We start from the raw sequence: 24851 nt of genomic DNA on the forward strand, positions 1-24851 counted from the left end.
GTACGAACCCGCGCTTGCCGGAATAGCACAGGATATTGAAAATACTCACAATGTGAAGAATACTCCTTTGTTAAAGAAAATTATAGAAGAAACTAAAGAATCCAGCATTCTGTTCACCAAAAGAAACATTCCAGGTGTTGCAACTGGTAAAGCAATTCCAAGCAGAGGGCTTCAGCTTCAAGAAAGACTAATGTACAATAATGGTAAATTAGGGGTTATACCTCAAGAAGTACGTAAACAGCTCCTTGGGAAGGAGTTCAAATCATTTGATGAGTTCAGAAAAGAATTCTGGAAATCAATAGCAAACACTGAATATGCAAATGAATTTAATAAAAATAACATAGCAAGAATGAAAAACGGGAATTCCCCTATCGCGCCAAAAAAAGAGCATTACGGTAAACATAAGTCATATATTTTACACCATAAACAACCTATTGATAAAGGTGGGGATGTGTATAATTTAGATAACCTAATTATTACTTCTCCCAAAATGCATCAAGAGATTCTAGATCCGGCTTATCATTTCGGAAAAAAAGGAAGTAAAAATTAAATGTAGAAAGGAAGAATTAGCCTTGAATAAAATGTCAAAAGAAGAATTAGTCTCATTGGTGAAAAAAATTATGAATCCTGAATTAGAAGATGAGGTAATTGGTAAATACATCGATTTATTAGAAGAAAATGTCCCTCATCCTGCACCAAGTGATTTAATTTTTTGGAGCGATGAAGAATACACAGCTGAGCAAATTGTGGAGATTGCTCTAAACTATAAAGAAGAGTAATCACACTATAGCCCGTAACCTTCAATAACAATCAAGATGTTTTGTCCAATTAGGACTCTAAGGGTGAAATTTTAAAGTTCTCATATAATTTACACCAATGGGCAGTACCCCCACCGTCTATTGGTATTGGAATCTACAAAACAAAAATAGCTCTTCTCTACTGGGCTATTTTTGTTTCTGGAGATGATTTTATGGAGACTCAAAAAATGGATTTATTATATCAAAAAATAGCAGAACAAATTAATGAAATGATTCCATCTCAATGGAAAAAGATCGTTTTATATGCTGAAATACTTGATGACTCAGCGGATATATACTTTTATTTTACAACACTAAATAACAGTGATTATTTATTTTCTCATTATATACCTGAACATTTTGAGGTGAGCGAAGAGATTTACGATCAACTGCTAATTGAACTTCAAGAGCTATTTGAAGAACTAAAAGCAGAATTTAAGCTAGGCAATCAAGATATTTGGACAAATCTCACTTTAAAATTAGAAAACACCGGAAAGTTTTCAATTGATTATAATTATGATGATGTTTTATCCTCTCAACTTGATGACCTTCAAAGACGAGATGTTTGGAAATATCAAAATCTCGGCATACTGCCAGCTGATGAGGAAGATAGAAAATTCATAGAAGAGTATCTAAACATATAATAAGCTTTCAAACGGCTAAAAAAATTAAAAAGGATTCTGATATTGTGGAAACTGAAAAGATGGGAATAATATATCAAAAAATCGCTGAGCAAATAAATGAAATTATCCCCTTTGAGTGGGAGAAGGTTGCTCTTTATGCCGAAATTTTAGATGACTCTTCAGAAGTTTACTTCTTCTTTACTACTCCACAAAATCAGGGATATATATATTCACACGATATTCCTGAACATTTTAATGTTGATGAAGATATATATGACGAACTTCTATATGAGTTGCATGATTATTTCGAAGAGTTACGAAATGAATTTAAAACAAACAATGAAGACTTATGGACAAACCTCACTTTACATTTAGAAAGAAGCGGGAAATTAGCAATAGATTATGATTACACCGATGTCATTGCTTCAGACTTAAACGGTACTCAACGCCAAGCAGTATGGGAATATCAAAATTTAGGGATATTGCCTGAAGATGAGAGCGATAAAGAATTTGTAATAAACTACTTCGGTCTATAAATCAATAATGGCTCAGCACTTCTTTGCTGGGCTATTTTTTATACTGGGATTTCTCGAGGATTGAAAGTGAAAAGATTGGAAACTTAAAAATGCAAGATCTGTACCAGCTTATTAGCCAGAAATTAAATAAATCATACCTTGTGAATGGACAAAAATGTATTTTTGAAGATTTCATCAAGACTAGCGAAAGAAAAATAAAAAGCTGACAATCAGGATATCTTGACTAATGTACACAAAGACAGAATTTGCGGAAGCACAAAAATATGGGCATGCTCCCATAAGACTAAGCAAAACAGGCAGCATCCAGTAAACGGATGCTGCCTGTTAAATCGTTATGTATCGACTGAATAGGTTATTTATTTTGTTTTTTAAATATGAAAATAGATATAACGGTAAATATGATAGCTGTAATGACAATGATCCACAAGCTTGCTGCCGTACTGATAAAATGGCCGTTTAACTTGTAGACGATCCCGTAATGCTTTTCATATTCCTGTATTTGTTCCGCAGAGGCATGTTTAAATACTTTGTCAACTGAATCTGTCATAAACGCCTTTCTGAACAGAACAGCGGTATGGCTGATAGGGAAATACATAATAATCTTCTGTACAAAAGCCGGTACACCGCCGATCGGCACATAAACTCCGCATAAAAAACCGATGGCTGTTCCGACAATCGTACTTAACGTCGAAAATGCATTTTGTGTGTGAATAAACAGCGTTAAAAATAAATTAATAGAGCTTGACAGTGCAACTGAAAGAACAATAATCCCCAATACTTCAAGTATATCTGTACCGCTTAAAAGCTTGCTGCCTGTTGAGACGAGAAAAATTTCACAGCCTAAAAAGGCGATGAAAGAAAAGATCAAACCGATGACAAATGAATGAATGACGTAGCTCAATTGGATGGTCGCCCTTGATAAAGGAGCTGTTAAAAAGTCATACGTTCTCTTGCTTTCTTTATCCTTCACCATAATTCCGAAAGCGCCTAAAGTCGTTGTCACAGCTGTAATGGACAGCAATCCCGCCACCATCCATTCGTTCACCATTGCTTTGGAATCATCTGTCGAACCGACCAGAGCTTTAATAGCGTCCAGCTGTGTCTGCTGTAAGAACACGGCATATAACAGAATGACGATAAATACTGACAGCAAAGAAAGAAGCAAAAGCGTTCGATCACGGAAGTAAATTTTTATATTTCTGCTGATTAAACTGGATAAAGACTTCATTTACGCAATGCTCCCCTTTACTGGCAAACTGCTTCCTTGTTCTTCGATAATATGGATAAACACATCATCCATATTCCCTTTAATCACCTCGAAAGATTCAATTTTTCCTTCAAGACCTTTCAAAATGTCCAACGCATGAAGAGTGGACTCTACACGAAGGGAATAAATAGAGTTTTTAACCGTAAAATCCAGTTGTTTATTTTCAAACCACGCAGTCGGATCAACGCCTTGCTTAAATATCATATGCAGACTGTCAAACGCATATTGATCTTTCAGCTGACTCGGTGTGCCCTCTGCGATCAGACGTCCTTCTTTGATGACCACAACGTTATCAGCCACAGCGGCCTCCTCCATGTAATGGGTCGTTAAAAAGATTGTCATGTTTGTTTCTTCCTGCAGCCTTTTAATCGCATTCCAAACAAATACTCTCGTTTGCGGATCAAGACCTGTAGTAGGCTCATCTAAAAATAATATAGTCGGTTTATGGATGATGGCACGGGCAATATCTGCTCTTCTTCTTTGTCCGCCTGACAAATCGCTGTATTTTTTCTCCTTAATATCATCCAATTTTAAATAGTCTGTTACAAACTGATAGTTCTCTTGCACTTGTGCCTTGCTTAAATGATAATATTGTCCGCGGTTCATGATATTTTCATAAACGGTCAATCGTTCGTCCAAAATGCTCTCTTGAAAGACAACCCCAATCTTTTTACGGATATGATTATTCTCTTTCCCCTCACCAAGCGTAAAACCGTCTATTACCACTTTTCCGGATGTCTTTTTAATCAGCGTACAGAGAATATCGATAGTGGTCGATTTCCCCGCACCGTTCGTTCCCAGAAATGCAAACAGCTCGCCGCGTTTGACAGAAAAGGATACCCCTTTCACTGCTTCAAATGATCCATATTTTTTGCGCAGATCCGTTACTGTAATAATGTCTTGTTCTTCTCCCATTCTGTTCACCTCGAAAAGTAAGATTACTAAATTATGCTAGATTGTTAGTCCTCCGTCAACTGCAATCATTTGCCCAGTAATGTATTTGGATCTATTTTCCGCCAAAAAAAGTGATAATTCACTTACATCATCCGGACTTCCTACATACTGCATTGGGATAAGATTGATCATCCTGTCCTCGTCCAAATTACTTGTCATGTCTGATTCTATAAAGCCTGGGCAAACGGAATTGACCCTAACATTATACTTTGCCAATTCTTTCGCTAAAGTTTTTGTAAGCCCGTTAACCCCTGCTTTTGCCGCACCATAATTAGTCTGGCCTTCAATACCTTTTATACCTGAAACCGAGGACATATTAATAATTGAACCATAACCTTGATTGATCATATATTTCGAGACGAATTTACAACAATTGAAAGTACCGTTCAGATTTGTATCGATTACTTCTGACCAAGACTTTTGATTCATAAAAGAAATTGTTTTATCTTTATTAATTCCGGCGTTATTAATTAGACAATCTATTCGTTCATGCGTTTTATATATTTGCTCGATAAATTCTTTCACAAGGCTGTATTCTCTGACATCGACCTTTATAGCTTTTGTTCCAGGGTATTTTTCTTCAATCATTTTAGCTCTCTCGACATTTCCAAAATACGTAAAATAAACAATATAATTATTATGATGAAATTTATCAATAAGTGATTGTCCTAAATCTCCGGTACCACCCGTTATAATGGCTATTTTTTTCATAATCTGATCCTCAACTAATTTTTGAATTTATTTTAATGATGCTATCGTTTCCAACTTCATTCGTCTCGATCACTAATGTTTCACCTTCCATGTCCATTGATACCAGCAACTTCAAAAACCCAGATAAAGCATTTGACATCCCAGAGCTTCGAGATATATCCAATATATTTAATTCATCGTCAAATTTTTTGCTTTTTAAATAGTTAAAAATGATTTCATCATTGCAATTATTTGAACCATAAATTAAATTTTTTGTTATTCCGTTATTTAAATCTTTTTCTAAATTCATAATGATTTTATCTCTATTATCTTCAGTATGTTGGAAACTATTTATATTTTCTATATTTGGATAGTTATTTTCATCTTTTTCTATAATAAACGAAATTGCGCCTGTAACAGCATTTACTTTTTTTTGAAGGTTCCCTTGTTGATAAATGGATCCTGCTTCGTTTCCCTCAACAGCAGTTACAATGGCAACATCAATAACATCATTGTTTATATACGAAACTGCCATTTTTAAAGCGTCTATTCCAGAAAGATTTCCTGAAATTACAGTAGAGTTTAGGCCTGTTATTCCGTATACAATGGAAGCCCATCCGGAAATATTATTTAATACGGAACTAGAGAATTTAACTGGACTCACAAAATCCGGAGAAGCTTCATAGACATCTGTCATAAAATGATAAGCGGCATCCAAAGGGTTTAATGTACTTCCCACAAAAACACCGATTCTTTCTAGTGAATGTTCACTGTATCTGCTTCCCGCATCTGTAATTGCCTCACTTATTGATGCAATTGCTAAATTAGTTGCTTTTGTTAATGAACGGAGTCCTTTATATTTAACATACTGTTTTATATCAAAATTCTCAGGTTCAAGGATACCGTTTATCTCTACGTTATTTCTTATGCTTTCCACGCTTATTGTTTCAGAAAGGACTTTACCTCTTCCAATAATATTCATTTTTACTCATCTCCATTTTTAGCAATTGTCTCTGAATTTCTTAAAAATGATGCTGGAATTGGCGCCGCCAAAAGCGTAAGAATTATTCATAGCATACTCAATAGGAAATGACCGTTTATTATTTGGAATACAATCAACATCACAATTTATATCTTTTAGTTCAAAGTTTATTGTTGGAGGTGCAACGTCTTCTTTTACAGCGTTACAACATACAATCGCTTCAAGAAGACTTGCAGCCCCCATAGAATGACCTATCATGGACTTAATTGAACTCATCGGCACTTTTTTATTAAATAATTGGTTAACTGCAAACGATTCCGCTTTATCATTGGCTTGAGTACCTGTACCATGAGCGCTGATGTAATCTACATTATCAGTTGTAATACCAGCCTTTTTTATAGCTTTTTCCATGGCTTGTATTATCCCTGTCGAATTAGGATGCGGCGCAGTGATATGATAAGCATCACATGAAACTCCATACCCTTTAACTTCTGCCAAGATATTAGCCCCTCTTTGTTGGGCGTGTTCTAATTCTTCTAATACTAAACAGCCCGCTCCTTCAGCAACAAGCATTCCATCTCTGTGAGCATCAAATGGTTTACATTCTTTTGCTGCAATAGCCTTTAATCGGTTAAACCCGTAATAAGCAATAGTCGAGAAAGGATCTTCTCCTGCTGTAAAACAGATAGATTGTTCTCCGTTTCTGATCTTTTCATAGCCTTGAATAATTGCATAATTACCTGCAGAACAAGCATTTGCAACAAGCATTGTCTCTCCCTGTAACTCAAATTCTCTGCAGGCATTTGCTAATAACGTATGCAAGAATCCTTGGTCTAAAAGATGTTGAGGGCTAGCTTCTTCCAAATGACGATTATAGTCAGTTTTTTCAATGGATATTTCACCCATAGTGGTTCCAACATATAAATCTGCCATTTTATAAGTTTCAGGCTTCAATTCAGCATTTTTGATTGCATCATACATACTTGCAATTAACAATTGAGAACCTCTTCCAATTGACTTATAATCGTTAACTTTAATCCATTCAGAAGCATTGAAGTTATGAATTTGACCGCCATATTTAGGATCCAATAGTTGAAGTCCGTCTTTTTGAATAGGTGAAATGCCGGACTCTCCACTTAAACAAGATCTCCAAAAATCTTTTGAATTAAGGCCTATTGAGGTAATAGCTCCTGTACCGGTTACTACAACTCTTTTCAAATTATTCATCTCCCACAAGTGTAAAGGTCAATTCTCCCGATGCGCATTTAGAATCATTTACTTTCACTTCAGCTTTCACAATTGCAGCCTTACTAATTTTCTTTATTATATTTAATGTAATTATCATTTGATCTCCCGGTACAATTGGCTTTTTAAATTTCACATTTGTGTGGTAAAGGAGAGGAAGAGTTTGTTTTGTTTCTGCTGAATTTTCGTTCTGTGAAAACAAAAGAATAGCTGCTTGAGCAATCGCTTCTGTGATATACACACCCGGAAATATTTTCTTTTCAGGGAAATGCCCTTGGAAGCACGGTTCATTTCCTGATACATTTTTCATAGCTGTTATGTAAGTTTCATTAGCCTCGATCACTCGATCTATCATTACAAAAGGGTATCTCTGCGGTAATTTCTCTAAAACCTCATCATGCGACAATGAATTCATATTATTTTTCCTTTATTCTTTCTTCAATAATTGAAATAATATTATTTACTGTGGTGAAGTTTTGTAACTCTTCTTCCGGTATTTTTATTTGAAACTCCTTTTCGACACAGGCTAAGATTTCTAAAGCCATCATTGAGTCAGCATCTAATTCTTCAACCAGATCTGTATCATCCTTTATTTCTTCTGGTTCCACTTCCAAGATTTCCGTGATCATTCCCACTAGCTTTTCTTTTTTTTCTACACTAATTAATGTTTCCAGACTCATTTAGCTCCATCCCTTTCATTAAATAAATTCCGATATATTTACTACCTTTTCGCTTACTTTCATTACGTCAAGCTTCATAGGACATTGGTATGATTTTTCTCTGTATAATTTAAAATCACCGATTTGTTTAAACCCTATTTTTTCGTACATTTTTTTAGATTTCTCTCTGCTCTGTAAAAGAAGATGAGTAATATTTTCAGAGATAATAATATCTTTCACTTTATCAAATAGAAGGTTCATTACTTTACCTTTCATTGAAATCGTTTTAGTAAAAGATGTTTCTAACACGACTAATCTCATGACTTCTGCATATTTTTCATTCACTTGCGGTTTCAAATTATGAGTTTGTTCAACCTCTAATAATTCATCATCTTTTTTTACAATTAAAGTCATAAACCCAACTAATAAACTGCCTTCATAACAACCGATTTGGTAAGCATAATCATCAGAATGGTCCTTTAATAAACCGTCCTTATAATTTTCAGCAGGTACTGATTTTTCCTGTTCAACAAAGATTTTATATCTCGTTGCATATAGTTCTTTTTTCTCTTCTTCGGTTTCTAAGATCTTTACTTTTAACATTATTACCCCTCCCTTTGTCCCATCTCAAGATTAAATCCTGACTCTGTAACTCTTTAAAAAGTTTACTCTGTCTACACCTTAGCTGAAGTGCATCACAGTATTTTCGAGGTGTATCCCAAAAACAACATCAGTGAAAATAGTATATTCTGCCTCTATTTAACCAATATTTTCTTCTCTACATAAAAATATCAAAATATTGACTCAGATGAAATCCGTAAATCCCGCCAAAGAACTGGCGCGATGTCGCCAACTTATTATTGTTAATTGAAGGTTTTTTTTGAGGTTGTTATCAATTTAGGAAATTTAAGTAATTAAAAATATGAATTATTAAGAAATAAATAACAAAAAAGGGATAGTATATTATGCTTTTATCTAGATTAAAAACAAGAAAAATGATATAATATTCCATAAGGACAGTATTATAGACATTTATCTATAAAAAAGTTTATAAACCTTCTTACCAATGATCAGGATATACATCATTTTAGAAATGACTAAAGCCCAAAGCAGATATCTTATATTCGATCCTTTTCTGTTTTAATTTATAACCAAAGATAAAAACGTTTTAACACATTATTGTTACAACTACTTTTCCAATGAATGGAGTAAATCAGTTGAAAATCAAAGTATTGCTGTTAGATGATCATATGATGATGGTACAAGGTATTAAACAATTGCTAGAACACGACAGAGTCGTTGAAGTAGTTAGCACTTTATCAAATCCTGCAGAGATATATGATGAAATCGACTACCATTGTCCCAATATTCTAATTATTGATATTAGGATGAAATCTTTTAATGGAATCTCCTTGACAAGAAACATTAAGAAAACATTTCCGGAGTTAAAAATTGTAATATTATCCGGTTATGAGTATGATGAATATATATATGCAGCATACAATGCTGGAGCTGCTGCTTATGTAAGGAAAGAAAATTCAATTAATGAACTAATAACTGCAGTCAAACAAACTTTTGCAGGAAACCATGTATTTCCTCAACATGCTGTAAACCTTTCTGTTGATCGCCTTACTCATAAGGAACTGGAGGTACTGAAGTTGATAGCAGAGGATAAAACAAATATGGAAATCAGTTCTGCATTAAAGTTAAGTAAAAGAACTGTAGAACGTCATATTTCTTCTATTATTCAAAAAATGGACGCCAACTCAAGAGTTGGAGCAGTTGTGAACGGAATTAAACGAGGGCTGCTACATGTATAACTTAAGGATTAAAAAATAGCAACTTTCTTAAATGAGAGGAGTAAAGATATTTATTATCTTTACTCCTTCTTCTTAGTAACAGTTAATGAACTGCATCCTTAGAATAAAGCACTGCCACACACTCCACATGATTCGTATGGGGAAACATATCCACAGGCTGCACTTCGAGCATCTGATACCCGCCATCCTCAAGCACCCGCAGGTCTCTTGCAAGCGTACCTGGGTTGCAGGACACGTACACCACCCGCTTCGGTTTCATGTCGATGATTGTGCGCAACAGCGCTTCGTCACAGCCTTTTCTTGGCGGGTCGACGACTAGCGTATCTGCCGTGATGCCTTCTTCGTACCACTTTGGAATGACGGTTTCTGCTTCTCCGACTGCGAATTCCGCGTTTGTGATGCCGTTCAGCTCAGCGTTGCGTTTCGCATCCTCGATGGCTTCCGGCACGATTTCGACGCCGTACACTTTTTTCGCCTGCTTCGCCAAGAAGAGAGAGATCGTTCCGATGCCGCAGTAGGCGTCGATGACGGTTTCTTCCCCTTGCAGCTCCGCGTACTCAAGCGCTTTGTCGTAGAGCACTTTTGTCTGTTCCGGGTTGACCTGATAGAACGATCTGGCGGAGATGGCGAATTTGACGTCTCCGATGAGGTCGTAGATGTATTCTTCGCCCCAGATGACGTTTGTTTCGTCCCCAAAGATCACGTTTGTTTTATTTGGGTTGATGTTTTGCACGATTGATTTGACGTGCGGGAATTGCGCCGTAATGTCTTCGATGATCTTCGCTTTGTGCGGGAAGTCGTTTGTTCTTGTGATGAAGACGATCATCATTTCGCCCGTGACGACGCCGTATCTGACCATGATATGGCGGAACCAGCCTTTGTGGCGTTCTTCGTTGTAGGCTTTGACGCCGTATGCCGCGCAGATGTCTTTGACGGCTTGGACGGCTTCGTCGTTTTTGGATTGCTGAATCAGGCAGGCGCTCATGTCGATGATGTCATGGCTTCTTTGCTGGTAGAATCCGGCGACGAGTCCGCCTTCTCTTTCTCCTACCGGCACCTGCGCTTTGTTTCTGTAGTTCCAAGGGTCTTCCATGCCAAGCGTCGGGTGCACGGTGACTTTTGAAAGATCCAGCTTGCCGATGCGTTCTAAGACGTCTTTGACTTGTTTCTGTTTAAACAAGAGCTGGCCTTCATAGGTCATGTGCTGAAGCTGGCAGCCGCCGCATTGCTTGTAGATCGGGCACGGGGCATCCGTTCTGTGCGGGCTTTCTTCCTTCAGCTCGATTAAGCGGCCGAAAGCGAAGCCTTTTTTGACGCGTGTCACTTTGATTTGCGCTTTTTCCTCAGGCAGGGCGTTCGGCACGAAGATCGGGAAGCCCTCAACCTTTGCGACGCCCGCTCCTTCATGCGTCAAATCCTCAAATGTCACGTCATAGTATTCATTTTTTTCTACCGGGGGTTTCATTTTCATTTATAATCACCTCTAGTTTTAAGCGAAAGAAAACTCGGCCAAAAGCCTTGTTTCAGCGTGCTGGCAAACCTTCAAATTCAGGCCTTCAAAGGTTTCCGATCACGCTGAAAAGATGACAAAATCCTAAAACGAATACTGTTTTAGGATTTTGTCCGCGTATTAATCATCCAGCTGTTCCGCTTTCTCCTTCGGCATGATGACGTGAATATGCCGGTACAGATTCACGAATTCTCCCGGCAGCATGCCGCCGTATTCGCCGTCCAGGTTCAGCTGCATCTTTTCTGATACATTGACTTTTACACGGTTCGCTTTTGTGTAAATAATGTGCTGATCGTTAATATGATCGCCTCTGAGCGCCATGCTCGCGACTCTGATAAACTCCGCGAGATTGGCTTTTTTCAAAATAATTAAATCAAACATGCCGTCATTCAGGCTGGAATCAGGGGCCAGCTTCTCGAATCCGCCGACCGAGTTGGTCAGCGTCACTAAAAACAGCATAATTTCGCCTTGAAACAGCTTGCCGTCATATTCAATCTCGACTTCTGTCGGTCGAAGTGAAGGCAGCATTTCCATTCCCTTTAAATAATAAGCAAGCTGGCCGAGCATCGTTTTCAGTTTGCTCGGCACATCATACGTCAGCTCCGTCAGACGGCCTCCGCCGGCGATGTTGATGAAGTACTGACCGTTCACCTGACCGATGTCGATCGGGCGGGCTGTGCCGTTAATGACGGTATCAGCGGCATTCAGTATACTCTCTCTCGGAATGCCCAGCGCTCTGGCGAAGTCATTTGTCGTGCCGACCGGAATGATGCCGAGTGTCGGGCGGTTGTCTAACGGCGCAAGGCCGTTGACGACTTCATTAATCGTTCCGTCTCCGCCGGCTGCGATAATCAGGTCAAACTCCCGCAAAGCGGCTTCTTTTGCGGCGTGAGTGGCATCCCCCGCGCATGTGGTGGCATGGGTGGAGGTTTCATAACCGGCTTGTTCAAATTTTTGCAGGACCTGGGCAAGATTTTTCTTAAAAAGCTCCCGTCCTGAAGTCGGATTGTATATTATGCGTGCACGTTTCATTATCTCATCATCCTACTTAAGAGTATCCGATCCATTATTAACACTAACAACCTTTAATTATACTATGACTTGAGAAAATCGCAACAATATGTACAGGAATTGCCAGAAGAAAAAAGGCCCCGGCTCCTTTTAAGGAGCCAAGGCCCGCTGTCTTACTCTTCTTCTGTTCCTGGTTTTTTCTTACGGAATTTCGCCAATACTTCATATACGATCGGCACAATCAGAAGGGTAAGCAGAGTCGAACTGATTAAACCGCCGATAACGGTGACACCGAGTCCTTTAGAAATGACCTGGCTTCCGCCTTCGAAGCCCAATGCCAATGGAAGCAGGGCGCCGATTGTCGCGATCGCCGTCATCAGAATCGGACGCAATCTCGTAGAGCCGGCTTCAAGGAGCGCTTCTCTCGTCGATAAGCCTTCCGCTTCTTTATGAATGACGCGGTCAATTAAGACAATCGCGTTTGTGACGACGATTCCGATCAGCATCAGCATACCGATCATGGCGTTCAGACTGATCGTCTCTCCGGATACATATAGTCCGGCTAATGCGCCGATGATTGTAAACGGAAGCGAGAACAGAATCGCAAACGGCGCTAATGCTCCGCCGAACGTGATCACAAGCACGAGGTATACGATGGCGATTGCGGCAAGCATCGCTAAACCGAGTTTCGTAAAGGAATCAGCAATATCGGCTGATACACCGCCGGTATCAATGGATACATTGTCCGGCTTATCCAGTTTGTCTACTTTCTTTTGAACGGCTGATGACACCTTCGTGACGTTGTCAGAAGTGACGGTTGCCGTTACGTCAGCGTACACTTTGCCGTCGCGTCTGGAAATGGTATCAGATGTCGTGCCGTTTTTCACTTTCGCCACATCGCCGATTTTTACTTCTTGGCCTGCAGGCGATGTGATGGTTTTATCCTCTAATTCTTTTACACTCTTATACTGGTCTTTTTCTGTTTTGATGTTTACGTCAAGCTCTTTGCCGTCTTTTTTCACCGTTGTCAAAGGAGACTGTGACGTTTGCGGCATCAAGGCTTGGGAGATTTGCGAAGCCGTCAGGCCCATCTTGCTGAGCTTCTCCTGGTCAGCGGTGAACGTGTACTCATCATATGTGCTGGAAAGGCCTGAGTTGACGTCTTTCAGATCCTTCTGCTTTTTCATGATGCCTTCGATGTCTTTGACCGTGCCTTTAATATCAGACTCTGAATCTCCGTACACATAGTACGTTAATTCGTTGTTGTTGCCTGACGAGCTGAAATTTTGTGATTTCCATTCGCCGCGGCTGGATGTTTTTTTGACTTCTTTTAAGACATTGTCTTTTTCTTTGTCAAAATCAGGCGTGTCATCCTCGTATTTCACGTAGAACAATGCCCCGTTTGAGCTTCCGCCGAGCGGGCTTTGCGAGCCTAATGAATACTGGACGGTATCGACATGTTTGCGTTTAAGCAGCATGTCTTCCGCTTTTTGCGCAGCTTTTTCAGCTTCGCTTTTCGTTTCACCCGGTTCAGGCGTGTATGTGAGCTGCATTGTTTTGTCCGCTTGCGCAGGCAGGTAGCTCGCGCCGATCAGAGGTACGAGGAACAAACTGCCGGCAAGCATCAGAACCGCGATAATAGATGTAATCCATTTATGGCTTAATGACCAATTCAGCACTTTTTTATAGAAATTGGCCAATCTGCCCGGCTTATGCTCTTTCGCTTTAACAGGCGCGCCTGTGAGCGATTTTTTGAACAAACTGTGCGCAAGCATCGGCACCAGTGTGATGGAAATCAACAATGATGCGGCAAGCGCGAAAACGATTGTTAAGGCAAACGGCATAAACAGTTCGCCGATCTGTCCGCCGACCATGGCAAGCGGCAGGAATACGGCAATGGTTACGATCGTTGATGACATGATCGGTTTAAACATTTCTTTTGTCGCTTCACGCACCAATTGCTTCCCGCGTAAAGGCTCATCTTTCAGCCTCATGCGGCGGTAAATGTTTTCGATAACGACAATGGAATCATCGACTACCCGTCCGATGGCGACCGTCATCGCGCCGAGTGTCATAATGTTCAATGTGACATCGAGCTGATTCAGCACCAGAAGCGCAATCAGCAGTGACAGCGGGATGGAAACGATAGAAATCATCGTTGATTTAATATCTCTTAAGAATAAGAGAATAATCACGACCGCAAAAATCGCGCCGAAAATCGCTTTGCTTAACATCGTCTCCACTGACTCTGTAATCGGCTTTGCCATATCAAGAGTCGAGCTGTACTTGAACCCTTTGTGGTCTTTTTTGTATTGATTCAGTTCATCTTTAATCGCATCGGCCACTTCCACCGTGTTGGCGTCATTGGCCTTTACGATATTAATTCCGATGCTGTCCTTTCCGTTCGTGCGGGAAATGGATTCTGCTTTTTTCACATCTTTAATGTCGGCAATGTCAGAAAGCTTGACTGTCGGCACCCCTGCTGATGCGCTTTGCTGTGCCTGCTGCGCAGCTTGAGCGTCCGCCGCGGATGCCGCACCAGCTCCGCCCGCTTGACCTTGAGCGGCAGAAGAAGATGTGACCGGAATTCTCATATCTTTCAGATCTTTAATTGACGTAATATTTCCGTTAACGACAACTGATTTTTCTTTGTTGCCGAACGTGTACAATCCAAGCGGCGTATTGACGTCAGAGCCTTGGATCACTTTCTTGACGGTATCTTCATCAAGTCCGTACTCTTTCATTTTTTTGTCTTTGAAAGAGAATTCCACCTGCTCTTCCTGCTGTCCGGAAACTTGCACGGACGCAACGCCCTGGATGCCTTTGAGCTTAGGAACGAGAGTGTTTTCCACATTTTTGGTCAGATCTTCAAGCGAGCTTTTGCCGCTTGTCACACTGAGCGTCAAAATCGGGAAAGAGTTGAGACTGTAACGGGAAATGTCAGGTTTTTTCGCGTCGTCAGGAAGGCTGACACTGTCCAGCGCTTCAGCGACTTCAGTTTTCGCCTTGTCCATATCCTTGCTGTAATCATATTCAATCGTAACCGATGAGACGTTTTCAGAGGATGTGGACGATACGACGCTCACTCCTTCTAAATTCTGCACCGCCTGCTCAATTGGTTTCGTTACGTCATCCGCAACTTGACTCGGAGCAGCTCCGGGATAAGTCGTATTTACTGAGAGGTAAGGCATGTTGACGTCCGGTATGGATTCCTGTTTCATATTCAGACCGGCATACAGCCCTGCTACAGTAACGATAATCGTCATCAGCCAAACTGCGAATTTGTTCTTCAGTACAAAGTTAATAATGTGGTTCATCATGTCCTCCGTTATTTTTTATTGACTGACTGGTCATTCTATATAATACTAAACGGTATAACTCAACATCGTCAACCAATAAGGCAGTAAATTTTTCTAAATTTTTCAAGGATTAAGGGGAAGCACGTCATGAACGAAAAAAAAGAGAAAATCATAAAAACAGGCATCCATTTATTTGCTAAAAAAGGATTTTCTTCAACAACGATTCAGGAAATCGCCGGCGAGTGCGGAATTTCAAAAGGCGCCTTCTATCTCCATTTCAAATCAAAAGAAGACCTTTTGCTGTCCGCATGTGAGTATTACATCGGCATGTCTATGGAAGAAATAAAGAAGATCAAAACAGAACATCTGCATAAACCGCCTAAGGACGTATTCCAAAAACAAATCGCATATCAATTCCAGGAATTTATGGAGCATAAGGACTTTATCATTCTCTTGCTGAGCGAAAAGGTCATCCCAGAAAATCAAAAGGTAAAACAATACTTTCATGAGGCGAATATTCAATTTAACATGCTGTACCGGGATGCTTTGCTGTCCGTTTACGGAGATGCCGTCATACCGTTTTTAGCGGACGCATCCGTTATGGCCCAAGGGATTGTGAGTTCTTATATCCATTTCTTGATTTTCAATGAAAATACGGCATTCCGGACGGAAAACGTGGCCCCCTTTCTGATCGCAAGGATCGATGATCTGATTACCGGACTGATAAAAGACAATCCCGATCCGCTTTTGCCTGAGGATATTTTCACTCAGCCCGCGGCGGACAGAAAGAGACTGCTCGCGGATATTCAAATGGCAAAAGCTCAGCAGGGGCTGCCTGAGGACGTTCTCGTTTCGCTGGAAGTCATTGAAGAGGAAAGCGCAAAGGAAGAGCCGCGCAAACCGATTATTAAAGGAATGCTGTCCAATTTGGCAGGCAGCGGAAATAAACAGATTGAAACGCTGCGTGCTTCCATTGAAACCTATTTCAGCTTATAAAAAAAGAGACCGGCGCATACCGGTCTCCGTGTCAGCAGCGCCCTTACAGGCGGCTGCTTTTTTTATCGTTTTTTGATTTCTTCAAGTAAGATTTTGTTGACCATCGGCGGGTTGGCCTGTCCTTTTGAGGCTTTCATAATCTGCCCGACAAGGAAGCCGATCGCGCGGTCTTTTCCGTTTTTGAAGTCTTCAATTGACTGCGGGTTGCTGTCAAGCGCATCTGTCACCAGCTTCAGAAGCACGCTTTCGTCAGAAATCTGCACGAGGCCTTTTTCTTTGACGATTTTTTCAGCGTCTCCGCCTTTTTCAATTAATTCTTTGAAGACTTTCTTCGCGATTTTAGACGAAATGGTCCCTTTTTCAATCAGCTTAATCATGCCGGCAAGGCCTTCAGGAGTCAGTGCGACATCCTCAAGCTCTTTTTGTTCGGCGTTCAGGTAAGCTGACACTTCACCCATCAGCCAGTTTGATGCCTGCTTGGCTTCTGCGCCTTTATTGACCGTTTCTTCGAAGAAATCAGCCATTTCTTTCGTCAGCGTCAGAACCATTGCGTCATAAGCCGGCAGGCCGAGCTCTTCGATATAACGTTTGCGGCGCTCATCCGGAAGCTCAGGAATGGTTGCTCTTACGCGTTCTTTCCATTCGTCATCAATGTAGAGCTCAACAAGGTCAGGCTCTGGGAAATAACGATAGTCATCCGAACCTTCTTTGATACGCATCAAAATAGTTTTTTTCGTCGCTTCATCGTAGCGGCGCGTCTCCTGCTGAATGACGCCGCCTGACAGAAGCACCTGCTCCTGGCGTTTTTCTTCATGCTCAAGGCCTTTTTGCACGAATGCGAAGGAGTTCAGGTTCTTTAGCTCCGTTTTTGTGCCGAATTTCTCCTGGCCGATCGGACGGAGAGAAATGTTGGCGTCACAGCGCAGTGAACCTTCTTCCATTTTACAGTCAGACACGCCTGTGTATTGGATAATTGATTTCAGCTTTTCGAGATATGCGTAAGCTTCCTCCGGTGTGCGGATATCCGGCTCAGATACAATCTCGACAAGCGGCGTGCCCTGGCGGTTGAAGTCAACGAGGGAATAGCCGTCGCCCGTATGCGTCAGTTTTCCCGCATCTTCTTCAAGGTGAAGACGGGTAATGCCGATTTTTTTCGTTTTTCCGCCGACTTCGATTTCAATCCAGCCATTTTCGCCGATCGGCTTGTCAAATTGAGAAATTTGATATGCCTTCGGGTTGTCCGGGTAGAAATAGTTTTTCCGGTCAAACTTCGTATCCGTTGCGATTTCGCAGTTCAATGCCATTGCGGCTTTCATCGCGAATTCGACCGCTTCTTTGTTTAAAACGGGCAGCACGCCGGGATACCCAAGGTCAATGACGCTCGTTTGGGTATTCGCTTCCGCTCCGAATGGCGTCGGTGAGCTTGAGAAAATTTTAGATTTTGTTTTTAATTCCACATGGACTTCAAGTCCGATTACCGTTTCAAAGTTCACTTCATTTCACCCCTTACAGTTCAGGTTTCGCTTTATGATGATCTGTTGCCTGCTCAAAAGCATGAGCGACGCGGTATACAGTGCCTTCATCGAAGTGTTTTCCGATGATTTGCAGTCCGAGCGGCAGTCCGTCCGCAAATCCGCATGGCACGCTGATTCCCGGCACACCCGCGAGATTGACAGGGATCGTTAAAATATCGTTGGCGTACATTGTTAGCGGATCGCTGGTTTTTTCGCCGATTTTGAAAGCCGGTGTCGGCGTTGTCGGTCCGACGATGACATCGTATTTCTCAAAGACGTCTTCAAAATCTTTTTTAATGAGCGTGCGCACTTTTTGCGCTTTTTTGTAATACGCGTCATAGTAGCCTGAGCTGAGCGCGAAGGTGCCGAGCATGATGCGGCGCTTCACTTCGTTGCCGAAGCCTTCTGAGCGTGTCTGTTTATAAAGGTCGATCAGGTTGTCCGCATTGTCTGAGCGGTATCCGTAGCGGATGCCGTCAAAGCGCGCAAGGTTCGCAGACGCTTCGGAAGATGACAGCAGATAATACGTCGCAAGCGCGTATTTGCTGTGCGGCAGAGATACTTCTTCCCATGTCGCTCCAAGGTCTTCAAGCACTTTTAAAGCGGCTAAAACCGATTCTTTCGCTTCTTTGCCGACGCCTTCTCCGAGGTATTCTTTCGGCACGGCGATTTTTAAGCCTTTAATGTCGCCCGTTAATGAAGAAAGAAAGTCCGGCACTTCGACATTGGCGCTCGTAGAGTCCATTTTGTCCGCGCCTGAAATCGCCTGAAGCAGGAATGCGTTATCTTCTACGTTTCTTGTGATCGGTCCGATCTGGTCTAATGAAGACGCAAAAGCGACCAAACCGTAACGTGACACGCGTCCGTATGTAGGCTTTAATCCGACGACGCCGCAGAAAGAAGCAGGCTGACGGATGGAGCCGCCCGTATCAGATCCGAGTGAAAACGGCACTTCGCCGGCTGCAACCGCAGCTGCGGAACCGCCGCTTGATCCGCCGGGAACCGTATCAAGATTCCAAGGGTTTTTCGTCGCTTTGTACGCGGAGTTTTCAGTAGAAGAACCCATCGCGAACTCGTCCATATTCAGCTTTCCGATCGTGACGGCTTCAGCGGCCTGAAGGCGCTCCACTACCGTCGCATCGTAAATCGGATCGAAGTTTTCGAGGATTTTGCTTGAGCATGTTGTGCGAAGCCCTTTTGTCACGATGTTGTCTTTGACGCCGATCGGCATTCCGAAAAGTAGACCGTGTTCAGACCGGCCGTCAACCGCTTCGTCAAGCTCTTTCGCGTAAGCGCGGGCTCTTTCTTCGTCAAGCTGCAAAAACGCCTGCACCTTATCATCCACGGATGCGATCCGTTTGTAAGATTCGTCAACAAGATCGGAAATCTTGATGTCTTTATTATGTATCATTTGTTTCAGTTCTGTGATTTTGTGATCAAATAATGACATACTGTCTCCCTCCTTTAATCCAGAATAGATGGCACACGGACATAGCCGTCTTTATGATCGGGAGCATTCTTCATGACATCCTCGACCGGAAGGCCTTTACCCGCTTCATCTTCTCTCATTACGTTTTTCATTTTCAGTACGTGTGTTGTCGGTTCCACGTTATCCGTGTCCACTTCATTAAGCTCCTCGGCAAACGAGATGATGCTGTCAAGCTGTTCTGTGAACATTTCAGCTTCTTCATCCGTAATGGCAAGTCTCGCCAAATGAGCGACATGTTTTACTTCTTCTATAGAAATTCGTGACATAAGATCCACCTCCGCATAATTCTCCGTTTCGTCATATAATACAGATCATATCAAAAACGAGCCCTCTAAAGCAACAAAACGCCGCCTCCTGAGGCATGATGAAACCCTCTCTATTTTATCCTAAATCGGGGAGAAAGAGAAACGAATTATATGTCAGAAAATTTTTACTTTTATAATTTATTGGTAGCGTTTTCATCTTTAAGCTGTTCTATGTTGCCGGGGATTTTTTCCTTGAATGGGCCAGGTTTCGAGAGTTGATTGATCGGGGATACTTTGTTAGGTTTAGTAACCATAGCCTGCACAAAATCATGCACTCGGCATGTCATGATGACTAAAAGGCTTGCCGCCGGCGCAAAAGTCCGGCACTACTAATCTGCAGAGGTGATGCAACATTTACTTAAAAGAAGAGAGGGTCCAGAAACGTGAGTATTGAATTAATTATATCTCTTGGCATTTACTTTGCTGCCATGCTGTTGATCGGCTGGTACGCATTCAGAAAGACAACGAATATTAATGATTACATGCTGGGCGGAAGAGGACTCGGCCCGTTCGTAACGGCGCTGTCCGCAGGTGCGGCGGACATGAGCGCATGGATGCTGATGGGGGTTCCCGGCGCAATGTTCGCAACGGGATTATCGACCTTATGGCTGGCGCTCGGTTTGACGATCGGCGCATATTCAAATTATCTGCTGCTTGCTCCGAGGCTGCGCGCCTATACGGAAGTTGCGGATGATGCGATTACGATTCCCGATTTCTTCGATAAACGGTTCCGCCATTCGTCATCATTGCTGAAAATCGTTTCCGCCGTGATTATTATGATCTTTTTCACACTGTACACATCGTCCGGAATGGTATCCGGAGGCAGGTTATTTGAATCGGCATTCGGCGCCGACTACAAATTCGGTTTGTTTTTAACGGCCGGTGTTGTTGTGCTTTACACGCTGTTTGGCGGTTTCCTTGCTGTCAGTCTGACTGACTTCGTACAGGGAGCGATCATGTTTGCGGCATTAGTGCTTGTGCCGATCGTTGCTTTTACCCAGCTCGGGAGCGTTTCAACGACGATTGATTCGATCAACGCCGTAAACCCGAAACTATTGGATATCTTTAAAGGCGCGAGCGTCATTAGCATTATTTCTTACTTGGCATGGGGACTCGGCTATTACGGCCAGCCTCATATCATCGTACGATTTATGGCGATTAAAGAAGTGAAGGATTTAAAACCCGCCCGCAGAATCGGGATGAGCTGGATGGTTATTTCAGTTGTCGGTTCACTGCTTACCGGGATTATCGGGGTTGCGTATTCTCATCACTTCGGGGTCTCCGTAAAAGATCCGGAAACGATTTTCATTATTTTTTCTAAAATCTTGTTCCATCCGCTGATTACGGGCTTCCTGCTGTCCGCGATTTTAGCGGCGATTATGAGTTCCATCTCCTCACAGCTTCTCGTAACGGCAAGCGCCATTACGGAAGATTTATACCGCGCCTTTTTCAGACGGGAAGCGAGCGATAAAGAATTGGTCATGACCGGACGCCTGTCGGTATTAATTGTGGCCGTAATTGCCATCCTGCTTTCCATGAATCCGAACAGCACCATTCTTGATCTGGTCGGATATGCGTGGGCAGGCTTCGGTTCGGCCATCGGCCCGGCGCTCCTTCTCAGTCTGTACTGGAAACGGATGAATGAATGGGGAGCGCTTGCGGCGATGATTACCGGAGCTGCGGCCGTTCTAATCTGGATTACGACGGGGCTTGCCGCTTCAACCGGCATATACGAAATCATCCCGGGGTTCTTCCTCAGTCTGATTGCCGGTATTGCCGTCAGTCTGCTGACCAAAAAACCGGCCGATGCTTCTTATCAGCTGTTCAGCCGGATGGAAACTCTTTTGAAAAAGAAGAAATAGACAAAAAGCCGTCAGATTTTATCCCTGACGGCTTTTTTCTTCCGCACTTGTCCTGCTATAAATACTGTGAGAAAATCATATCAATTTACTATAAGAAAAACTGCGGAGGTGCTGTGCAAATTGAGCTGGCCTATCGATCCGGACATTTTATTAAAACTGGGCATTGCCACGCTGATCGGGATGATCATCGGTCTTGAGCGCGAGCTGAAAAATAAACCGCTCGGACTGAAAACCTGTATCGTCATCGCCGTCAGCTCCTGTATGCTGACGATCGTCAGCATTAATGCGGCCTATCATTTTCCGAAATATTACCGTATCATGATGGATCCGCTCCGTCTCCCCGCCCAAATCATTTCCGGCGTCGGCTTTATCGGTGCGGGCGTGATTCTGCGTAAAAGCAATGACGTCATTTCCGGCCTGACGACATCGGCTATCATCTGGGGTGCAGCCGGACTGGGTCTGGCTACAGGCGCCGGCTTTTATAAGGAGGCGTTCGCAAGCCTCTTGTTTATCCTGATCAGCGTCGAGTTTCTTCCGTGGCTGATCAGAAAAGTCGGCCCCAACCGCTTGAAGGAGAAAGATATCCGCGTGAGGATGTCTCTTTCCGACAAAGACAAAATGACCGAGATTTTAAAGGAAATGAAAAGCAAACAGCTCCGCATTCACTCCGTCCGGATAGATGATCTGCATGAAAAGGAATTTCCGATTATGGAAGTAAAAATCAGCGTTCATAAAAACCGCTACACCACGGACGTGTATTATGATATTAAAGAAATTCAGGGTGTCGTCGGAGTGAAATGTGATACGTTATAAAAAAACGCCGGACTGATGTCAGCCGGCGTTTTTCTATTTATACGAATGCAGAAAAATGATATTCAGTAATCGGTGTTTCGTTTTCAATATCGCGTCTGAAGCCTTTCAGCATCTCAAGCTCTTCATCTCCGAGTGAGTCTAGGTCAAACGCCTGATGCAATAATCCGTAGATCAGCATATGGCGCAGCCGGAGGAAATCCGGGATTTTTTCAAGCCAGGCGGGATCAAGGTCATTTTCTTCCCTGTAGCCTTTCATAAAGTGTGTCATGAATTCACCAGTAAACGCGGCCTTGTCTTCATACGGGATGACCGGATACCACAACATGTTGTACAGCAAAATACTGATATCATTCACAAACCAATTGTAGCCGATATCATCAAAATCAAAGGCAGTAATTTTTCCGTTGTCCCAGTTGAAATTGCCATGGTGCAAATCGGCGTGCACCAAACCGTAGCTTTCCGGGTTCTTCGGCAATTTCCGCAGTTCCTCCATTAAAGCATCCGCCCGCTCGAATACGAGATGCTGATCTGCGGGCACGTATTTTCTCAGCTTCAGCTGCTCCTCTTCGTCCCATTCCTGCCTTTTATATTTCGGGTCGCTCAGACGGTAGCTTTTCGTCAGCCGATGCATGTTCCCCGTATACTTGCCAAGCTCATAAAACAGAGTTCCGTTCCAGTCTGATTCTTCAACTTTATGGCCCGGCGCTTTTTCGTAGACTCTTAATAAAAACGCTCCGCCTTTTCCATCCGGCACTTCTTCGACATCTCTGCCATTTAATGAAGGAATCGGTTTTGCTGCTGAAAGCCCTCCCTTTGTGAGATGATGAAGCCATTCCATTTCTCCCAGAATATATTCCGGTGTTCTGCGGATCGTATGCGTAATTTTTAAAATATAAGGTTCGTTATCTTTCACAATTTCATATACGTAGTTCTCTGCGTCTGCGATAAATTGAAATTTGGTAAAGCCGTATATTTCACCGGCTTTAGCGAGCACCTTATCTTCCTCAAAAACCGCTTTAATATCTTTATGCATGCTGATTCACCCTCTTCATATCTTTTGGCAGTGATATGTGTACTCAGCATAAGTCATTCATCAACATCCCGCCCTTCTTTTTGTTCCTAACAGATTAGTAACTTCAGCCTATAAACAAAAAAGTTTTTCCTGTTAATCCTTATTTATACAAATATCTTAACATACGTCACTGCTCTCACCAACGATATATACAAGAAAAACCCTTGCTCATAAAGAAATGAACAAGGGCGCTTAATTAATCGTAAATATGGACGGTCGGTTCTTTGTCACCCGCATTTCGGACGATCAGCGCTTCCTGGCCGTCTGACGAGGTGATATTGATTTCAACATCGACTGAGCCTTTTGAATAATAATCCATGAGCTCACCCGTTAAGTATTGGGTAAAGGCGATGACTTCGCTTTTACCGTAAAATTGCATCGGGATTTCTATTTTCATTTTTCTCATTTCATCATTTTCGTACATCGCCGTTCCGACTACTCCGGTGTAGTTCGGGAAGTAGCTGTCGATCGCGTTTTTGAAGCGTTTAAACACTTCGGAATCGTCAGGGTATTTCTTTGCCGTGTCTGTATCCGCCGGATAGAACACGTATTTTTCTTTGACATCATCCCAGTTTGAAATGGTGGATGAGCCGGCTTTGACTTCTGTTTTTGCAATGTAATTTCCCGGTACGATTGATGTTTTCGGCGCTTGTTTATAAAGGGCGACGGTAATCGGCACATTTTTCAGGTTATCCATTTTCCGGAGACGGTTAACGACTTCCTGGGCGATTTCTTCCCCGTGGCTGCGGATCGTTTTGTCGCTGAGCTCTACTTCCTGCTGCGGATCACCGGTTTTTTCGCGGTAATAGTAAACAGAGTTGAGAGCGAGACCGATCATGACACCGCCAAGCTGGATGGAATTTTTATCTTTTCTTACTAAGTAATCCTGTTCAAGCATAGACGCTAAGTAAATCGGGCTGTTTTCGTTTTTCTCTTTTGCCGATCCCGAACTTGGCAGCACCGGGTTTAATCCGAGATTCTGGAAATTGGCGTCTGCCTTTTTCGCCTTTTTCAGATCACTGCCTTCTTTTTTGCGGTCAAGCCAGCTGAGTACCGTATCCTCATCTAAATACTGGCCTTCCTGGTACAAATAATCATCTGTCGGGAACGTGTCTTGGGCGAGCCGCATCAGCCCCGTCTCGAATTCATCGATGTCCAGCCTCGTATTCAGCCGGTCCGCGGTCAGGCCGCGCGCTTTTCCGGCCTTAAACGGAAGCACCATCTTATAGTAGGAATCAGAGATATTATATTTCGGTATGATCGCTTTTTCAGAAGACTTTGCAGTTTTCTGCGTGATCTCTTCCTCTTTTTTTCCTCCGAAACTCGGCGAACAGGCTGACAGCATCAATACTGCCGCGGTCGCCGTCGCCGCCAATGCCAACATCTTTTTCAATAGAAAACACTCCT

The 24851-nt window shown here is 42.4% G+C and carries 23 protein-coding genes and 1 pseudogene; 8 read left to right on the forward strand and 16 right to left on the reverse strand.

Features of this window, described 5'->3' with window-relative positions; genetic code table 11:
• The 4 genes and pseudogenes from Y79_RS1000000121380 to Y79_RS0106640 all read left to right on the forward strand — a co-directional run.
• Positions 1-550 (forward strand): annotated as a pseudogene (locus Y79_RS1000000121380) (hypothetical protein); the annotation flags it as partial.
• Positions 551-572: 22 nt separating this feature from the next.
• Positions 573-779 (forward strand): bacteriocin immunity protein, encoded by a 207-nt coding sequence (locus Y79_RS0106630; protein ID WP_014417133.1) that lies wholly within the window; start codon positions 573-575, stop codon positions 777-779.
• 191 nt (positions 780-970) lie between these two features.
• On the forward strand, positions 971-1441 hold the full coding sequence (locus tag Y79_RS0106635) for an antitoxin YezG family protein (protein ID WP_016936982.1): 471 nt from the start codon (positions 971-973) through the stop codon (positions 1439-1441).
• A gap of 44 nt (positions 1442-1485) precedes the next feature.
• The gene (locus Y79_RS0106640; protein WP_016936983.1) at positions 1486-1956 is read left to right on the forward strand and encodes an antitoxin YezG family protein; all 471 of its coding nucleotides are present in this window, start codon (positions 1486-1488) and stop codon (positions 1954-1956) included.
• Between the two features lie 352 nt (positions 1957-2308).
• On the opposite strand, the gene Y79_RS0106645 is transcribed toward Y79_RS0106640, so the two are convergent.
• The 8 genes from Y79_RS0106645 to Y79_RS0106680 are packed head-to-tail and all read right to left on the reverse strand — an operon-like array spanning position 2309 to position 8356.
• Entirely contained in the window at positions 2309-3184 is an 876-nt protein-coding gene (locus Y79_RS0106645; protein WP_016936984.1) for an ABC transporter permease, read from the reverse strand.
• Positions 3185-4138, reverse strand: a complete 954-nt coding sequence (locus Y79_RS0106650) for an ABC transporter ATP-binding protein (RefSeq protein WP_016936985.1) — start codon at positions 4136-4138, stop codon at positions 3185-3187. It abuts the gene before it with no gap.
• A gap of 36 nt (positions 4139-4174) precedes the next feature.
• Positions 4175-4888 carry an SDR family oxidoreductase gene (locus Y79_RS0106655; protein ID WP_016936986.1) on the reverse strand — a complete coding sequence of 238 codons (714 nt, stop codon included), beginning with the start codon at positions 4886-4888 and terminating at the stop codon, positions 4175-4177.
• 10 nt (positions 4889-4898) lie between these two features.
• Positions 4899-5849, reverse strand: coding sequence for a beta-ketoacyl synthase N-terminal-like domain-containing protein (locus Y79_RS0106660; RefSeq protein ID WP_016936987.1), 951 nt, complete (start codon positions 5847-5849; stop codon positions 4899-4901).
• A gap of 18 nt (positions 5850-5867) precedes the next feature.
• Positions 5868-7067, reverse strand: coding sequence for a beta-ketoacyl-[acyl-carrier-protein] synthase family protein (locus Y79_RS0106665; protein ID WP_016936988.1), 1200 nt, complete (start codon positions 7065-7067; stop codon positions 5868-5870).
• A 1-nt stretch (position 7068) separates the two neighbouring features.
• Positions 7069-7509 (reverse strand): 3-hydroxyacyl-ACP dehydratase FabZ, encoded by a 441-nt coding sequence (gene fabZ, locus Y79_RS0106670; RefSeq protein ID WP_016936989.1) that lies wholly within the window; start codon positions 7507-7509, stop codon positions 7069-7071.
• Between the two features lies 1 nt (position 7510).
• A complete protein-coding gene (locus Y79_RS0106675) occupies positions 7511-7774 on the reverse strand; it encodes an acyl carrier protein (RefSeq protein ID WP_016936990.1) in 264 nt (87 codons plus the stop codon).
• Positions 7775-7792: 18 nt separating this feature from the next.
• Positions 7793-8356, reverse strand: coding sequence for a GNAT family N-acetyltransferase (locus Y79_RS0106680; protein WP_016936991.1), 564 nt, complete (start codon positions 8354-8356; stop codon positions 7793-7795).
• Positions 8357-8970: 614 nt separating this feature from the next.
• Here Y79_RS0106680 and Y79_RS0106685 point away from each other — a divergent pair.
• Positions 8971-9573, forward strand: coding sequence for a response regulator transcription factor (locus tag Y79_RS0106685; protein ID WP_016936992.1), 603 nt, complete (start codon positions 8971-8973; stop codon positions 9571-9573).
• Positions 9574-9655: 82 nt separating this feature from the next.
• Here Y79_RS0106685 and rlmD read toward each other — a convergent pair whose 3' ends face one another.
• The 3 genes from rlmD to Y79_RS0106700 form a co-directional block, all read right to left on the reverse strand.
• On the reverse strand, positions 9656-11044 hold the full coding sequence (gene rlmD / locus Y79_RS0106690) for a 23S rRNA (uracil(1939)-C(5))-methyltransferase RlmD (RefSeq protein ID WP_016936993.1): 1389 nt from the start codon (positions 11042-11044) through the stop codon (positions 9656-9658).
• 159 nt (positions 11045-11203) lie between these two features.
• Entirely contained in the window at positions 11204-12115 is a 912-nt protein-coding gene (locus Y79_RS0106695; protein ID WP_016936994.1) for a diacylglycerol kinase, read from the reverse strand.
• Between the two features lie 152 nt (positions 12116-12267).
• Complete coding sequence (locus Y79_RS0106700) at positions 12268-15411, reverse strand: efflux RND transporter permease subunit (protein ID WP_016936995.1); 3144 nt, start codon at positions 15409-15411, stop codon at positions 12268-12270.
• Positions 15412-15540: 129 nt separating this feature from the next.
• Here Y79_RS0106700 and Y79_RS0106705 point away from each other — a divergent pair, with 129 nt between their 5' ends.
• Positions 15541-16389 carry a TetR/AcrR family transcriptional regulator gene (locus Y79_RS0106705; protein WP_016936996.1) on the forward strand — a complete coding sequence of 283 codons (849 nt, stop codon included), beginning with the start codon at positions 15541-15543 and terminating at the stop codon, positions 16387-16389.
• A gap of 62 nt (positions 16390-16451) precedes the next feature.
• Here Y79_RS0106705 and gatB read toward each other — a convergent pair whose 3' ends face one another.
• Genes gatB through gatC form a run of 3 tightly spaced genes read right to left on the reverse strand, consistent with a single transcriptional unit; the run spans position 16452 to position 19658 of the window.
• Complete coding sequence (gene gatB / locus Y79_RS0106710; RefSeq protein WP_016936997.1) at positions 16452-17882, reverse strand: Asp-tRNA(Asn)/Glu-tRNA(Gln) amidotransferase subunit GatB; 1431 nt, start codon at positions 17880-17882, stop codon at positions 16452-16454.
• A 13-nt stretch (positions 17883-17895) separates the two neighbouring features.
• Positions 17896-19353 carry an Asp-tRNA(Asn)/Glu-tRNA(Gln) amidotransferase subunit GatA gene (gene gatA / locus Y79_RS0106715; RefSeq protein WP_016936998.1) on the reverse strand — a complete coding sequence of 486 codons (1458 nt, stop codon included), beginning with the start codon at positions 19351-19353 and terminating at the stop codon, positions 17896-17898.
• A gap of 14 nt (positions 19354-19367) precedes the next feature.
• On the reverse strand, positions 19368-19658 hold the full coding sequence (gatC, locus tag Y79_RS0106720) for an Asp-tRNA(Asn)/Glu-tRNA(Gln) amidotransferase subunit GatC (protein ID WP_003155732.1): 291 nt from the start codon (positions 19656-19658) through the stop codon (positions 19368-19370).
• A 422-nt stretch (positions 19659-20080) separates the two neighbouring features.
• On the opposite strand from gatC, the gene putP reads away from it, so the two are divergent.
• Positions 20081-21559 (forward strand): sodium/proline symporter PutP, encoded by a 1479-nt coding sequence (putP, locus tag Y79_RS0106725; protein WP_016936999.1) that lies wholly within the window; start codon positions 20081-20083, stop codon positions 21557-21559.
• A gap of 120 nt (positions 21560-21679) precedes the next feature.
• Positions 21680-22372 carry an MgtC/SapB family protein gene (locus Y79_RS0106730; RefSeq protein WP_016937000.1) on the forward strand — a complete coding sequence of 231 codons (693 nt, stop codon included), beginning with the start codon at positions 21680-21682 and terminating at the stop codon, positions 22370-22372.
• 37 nt (positions 22373-22409) lie between these two features.
• Here Y79_RS0106730 and Y79_RS0106735 read toward each other — a convergent pair whose 3' ends face one another.
• The gene (locus tag Y79_RS0106735) at positions 22410-23405 is read right to left on the reverse strand and encodes a phosphotransferase enzyme family protein (protein ID WP_016937001.1); all 996 of its coding nucleotides are present in this window, start codon (positions 23403-23405) and stop codon (positions 22410-22412) included.
• A gap of 235 nt (positions 23406-23640) precedes the next feature.
• Positions 23641-24837: a CamS family sex pheromone protein gene (locus tag Y79_RS0106740; RefSeq protein WP_016937002.1), complete on the reverse strand. Its 1197-nt coding sequence runs from the start codon at positions 24835-24837 to the stop codon at positions 23641-23643.
• Positions 24838-24851 lie beyond the last annotated feature (14 nt).

This window comes from Bacillus siamensis KCTC 13613, assembly GCF_000262045.1.
GTDB classification, from domain to species: domain Bacteria; phylum Bacillota; class Bacilli; order Bacillales; family Bacillaceae; genus Bacillus; species Bacillus siamensis.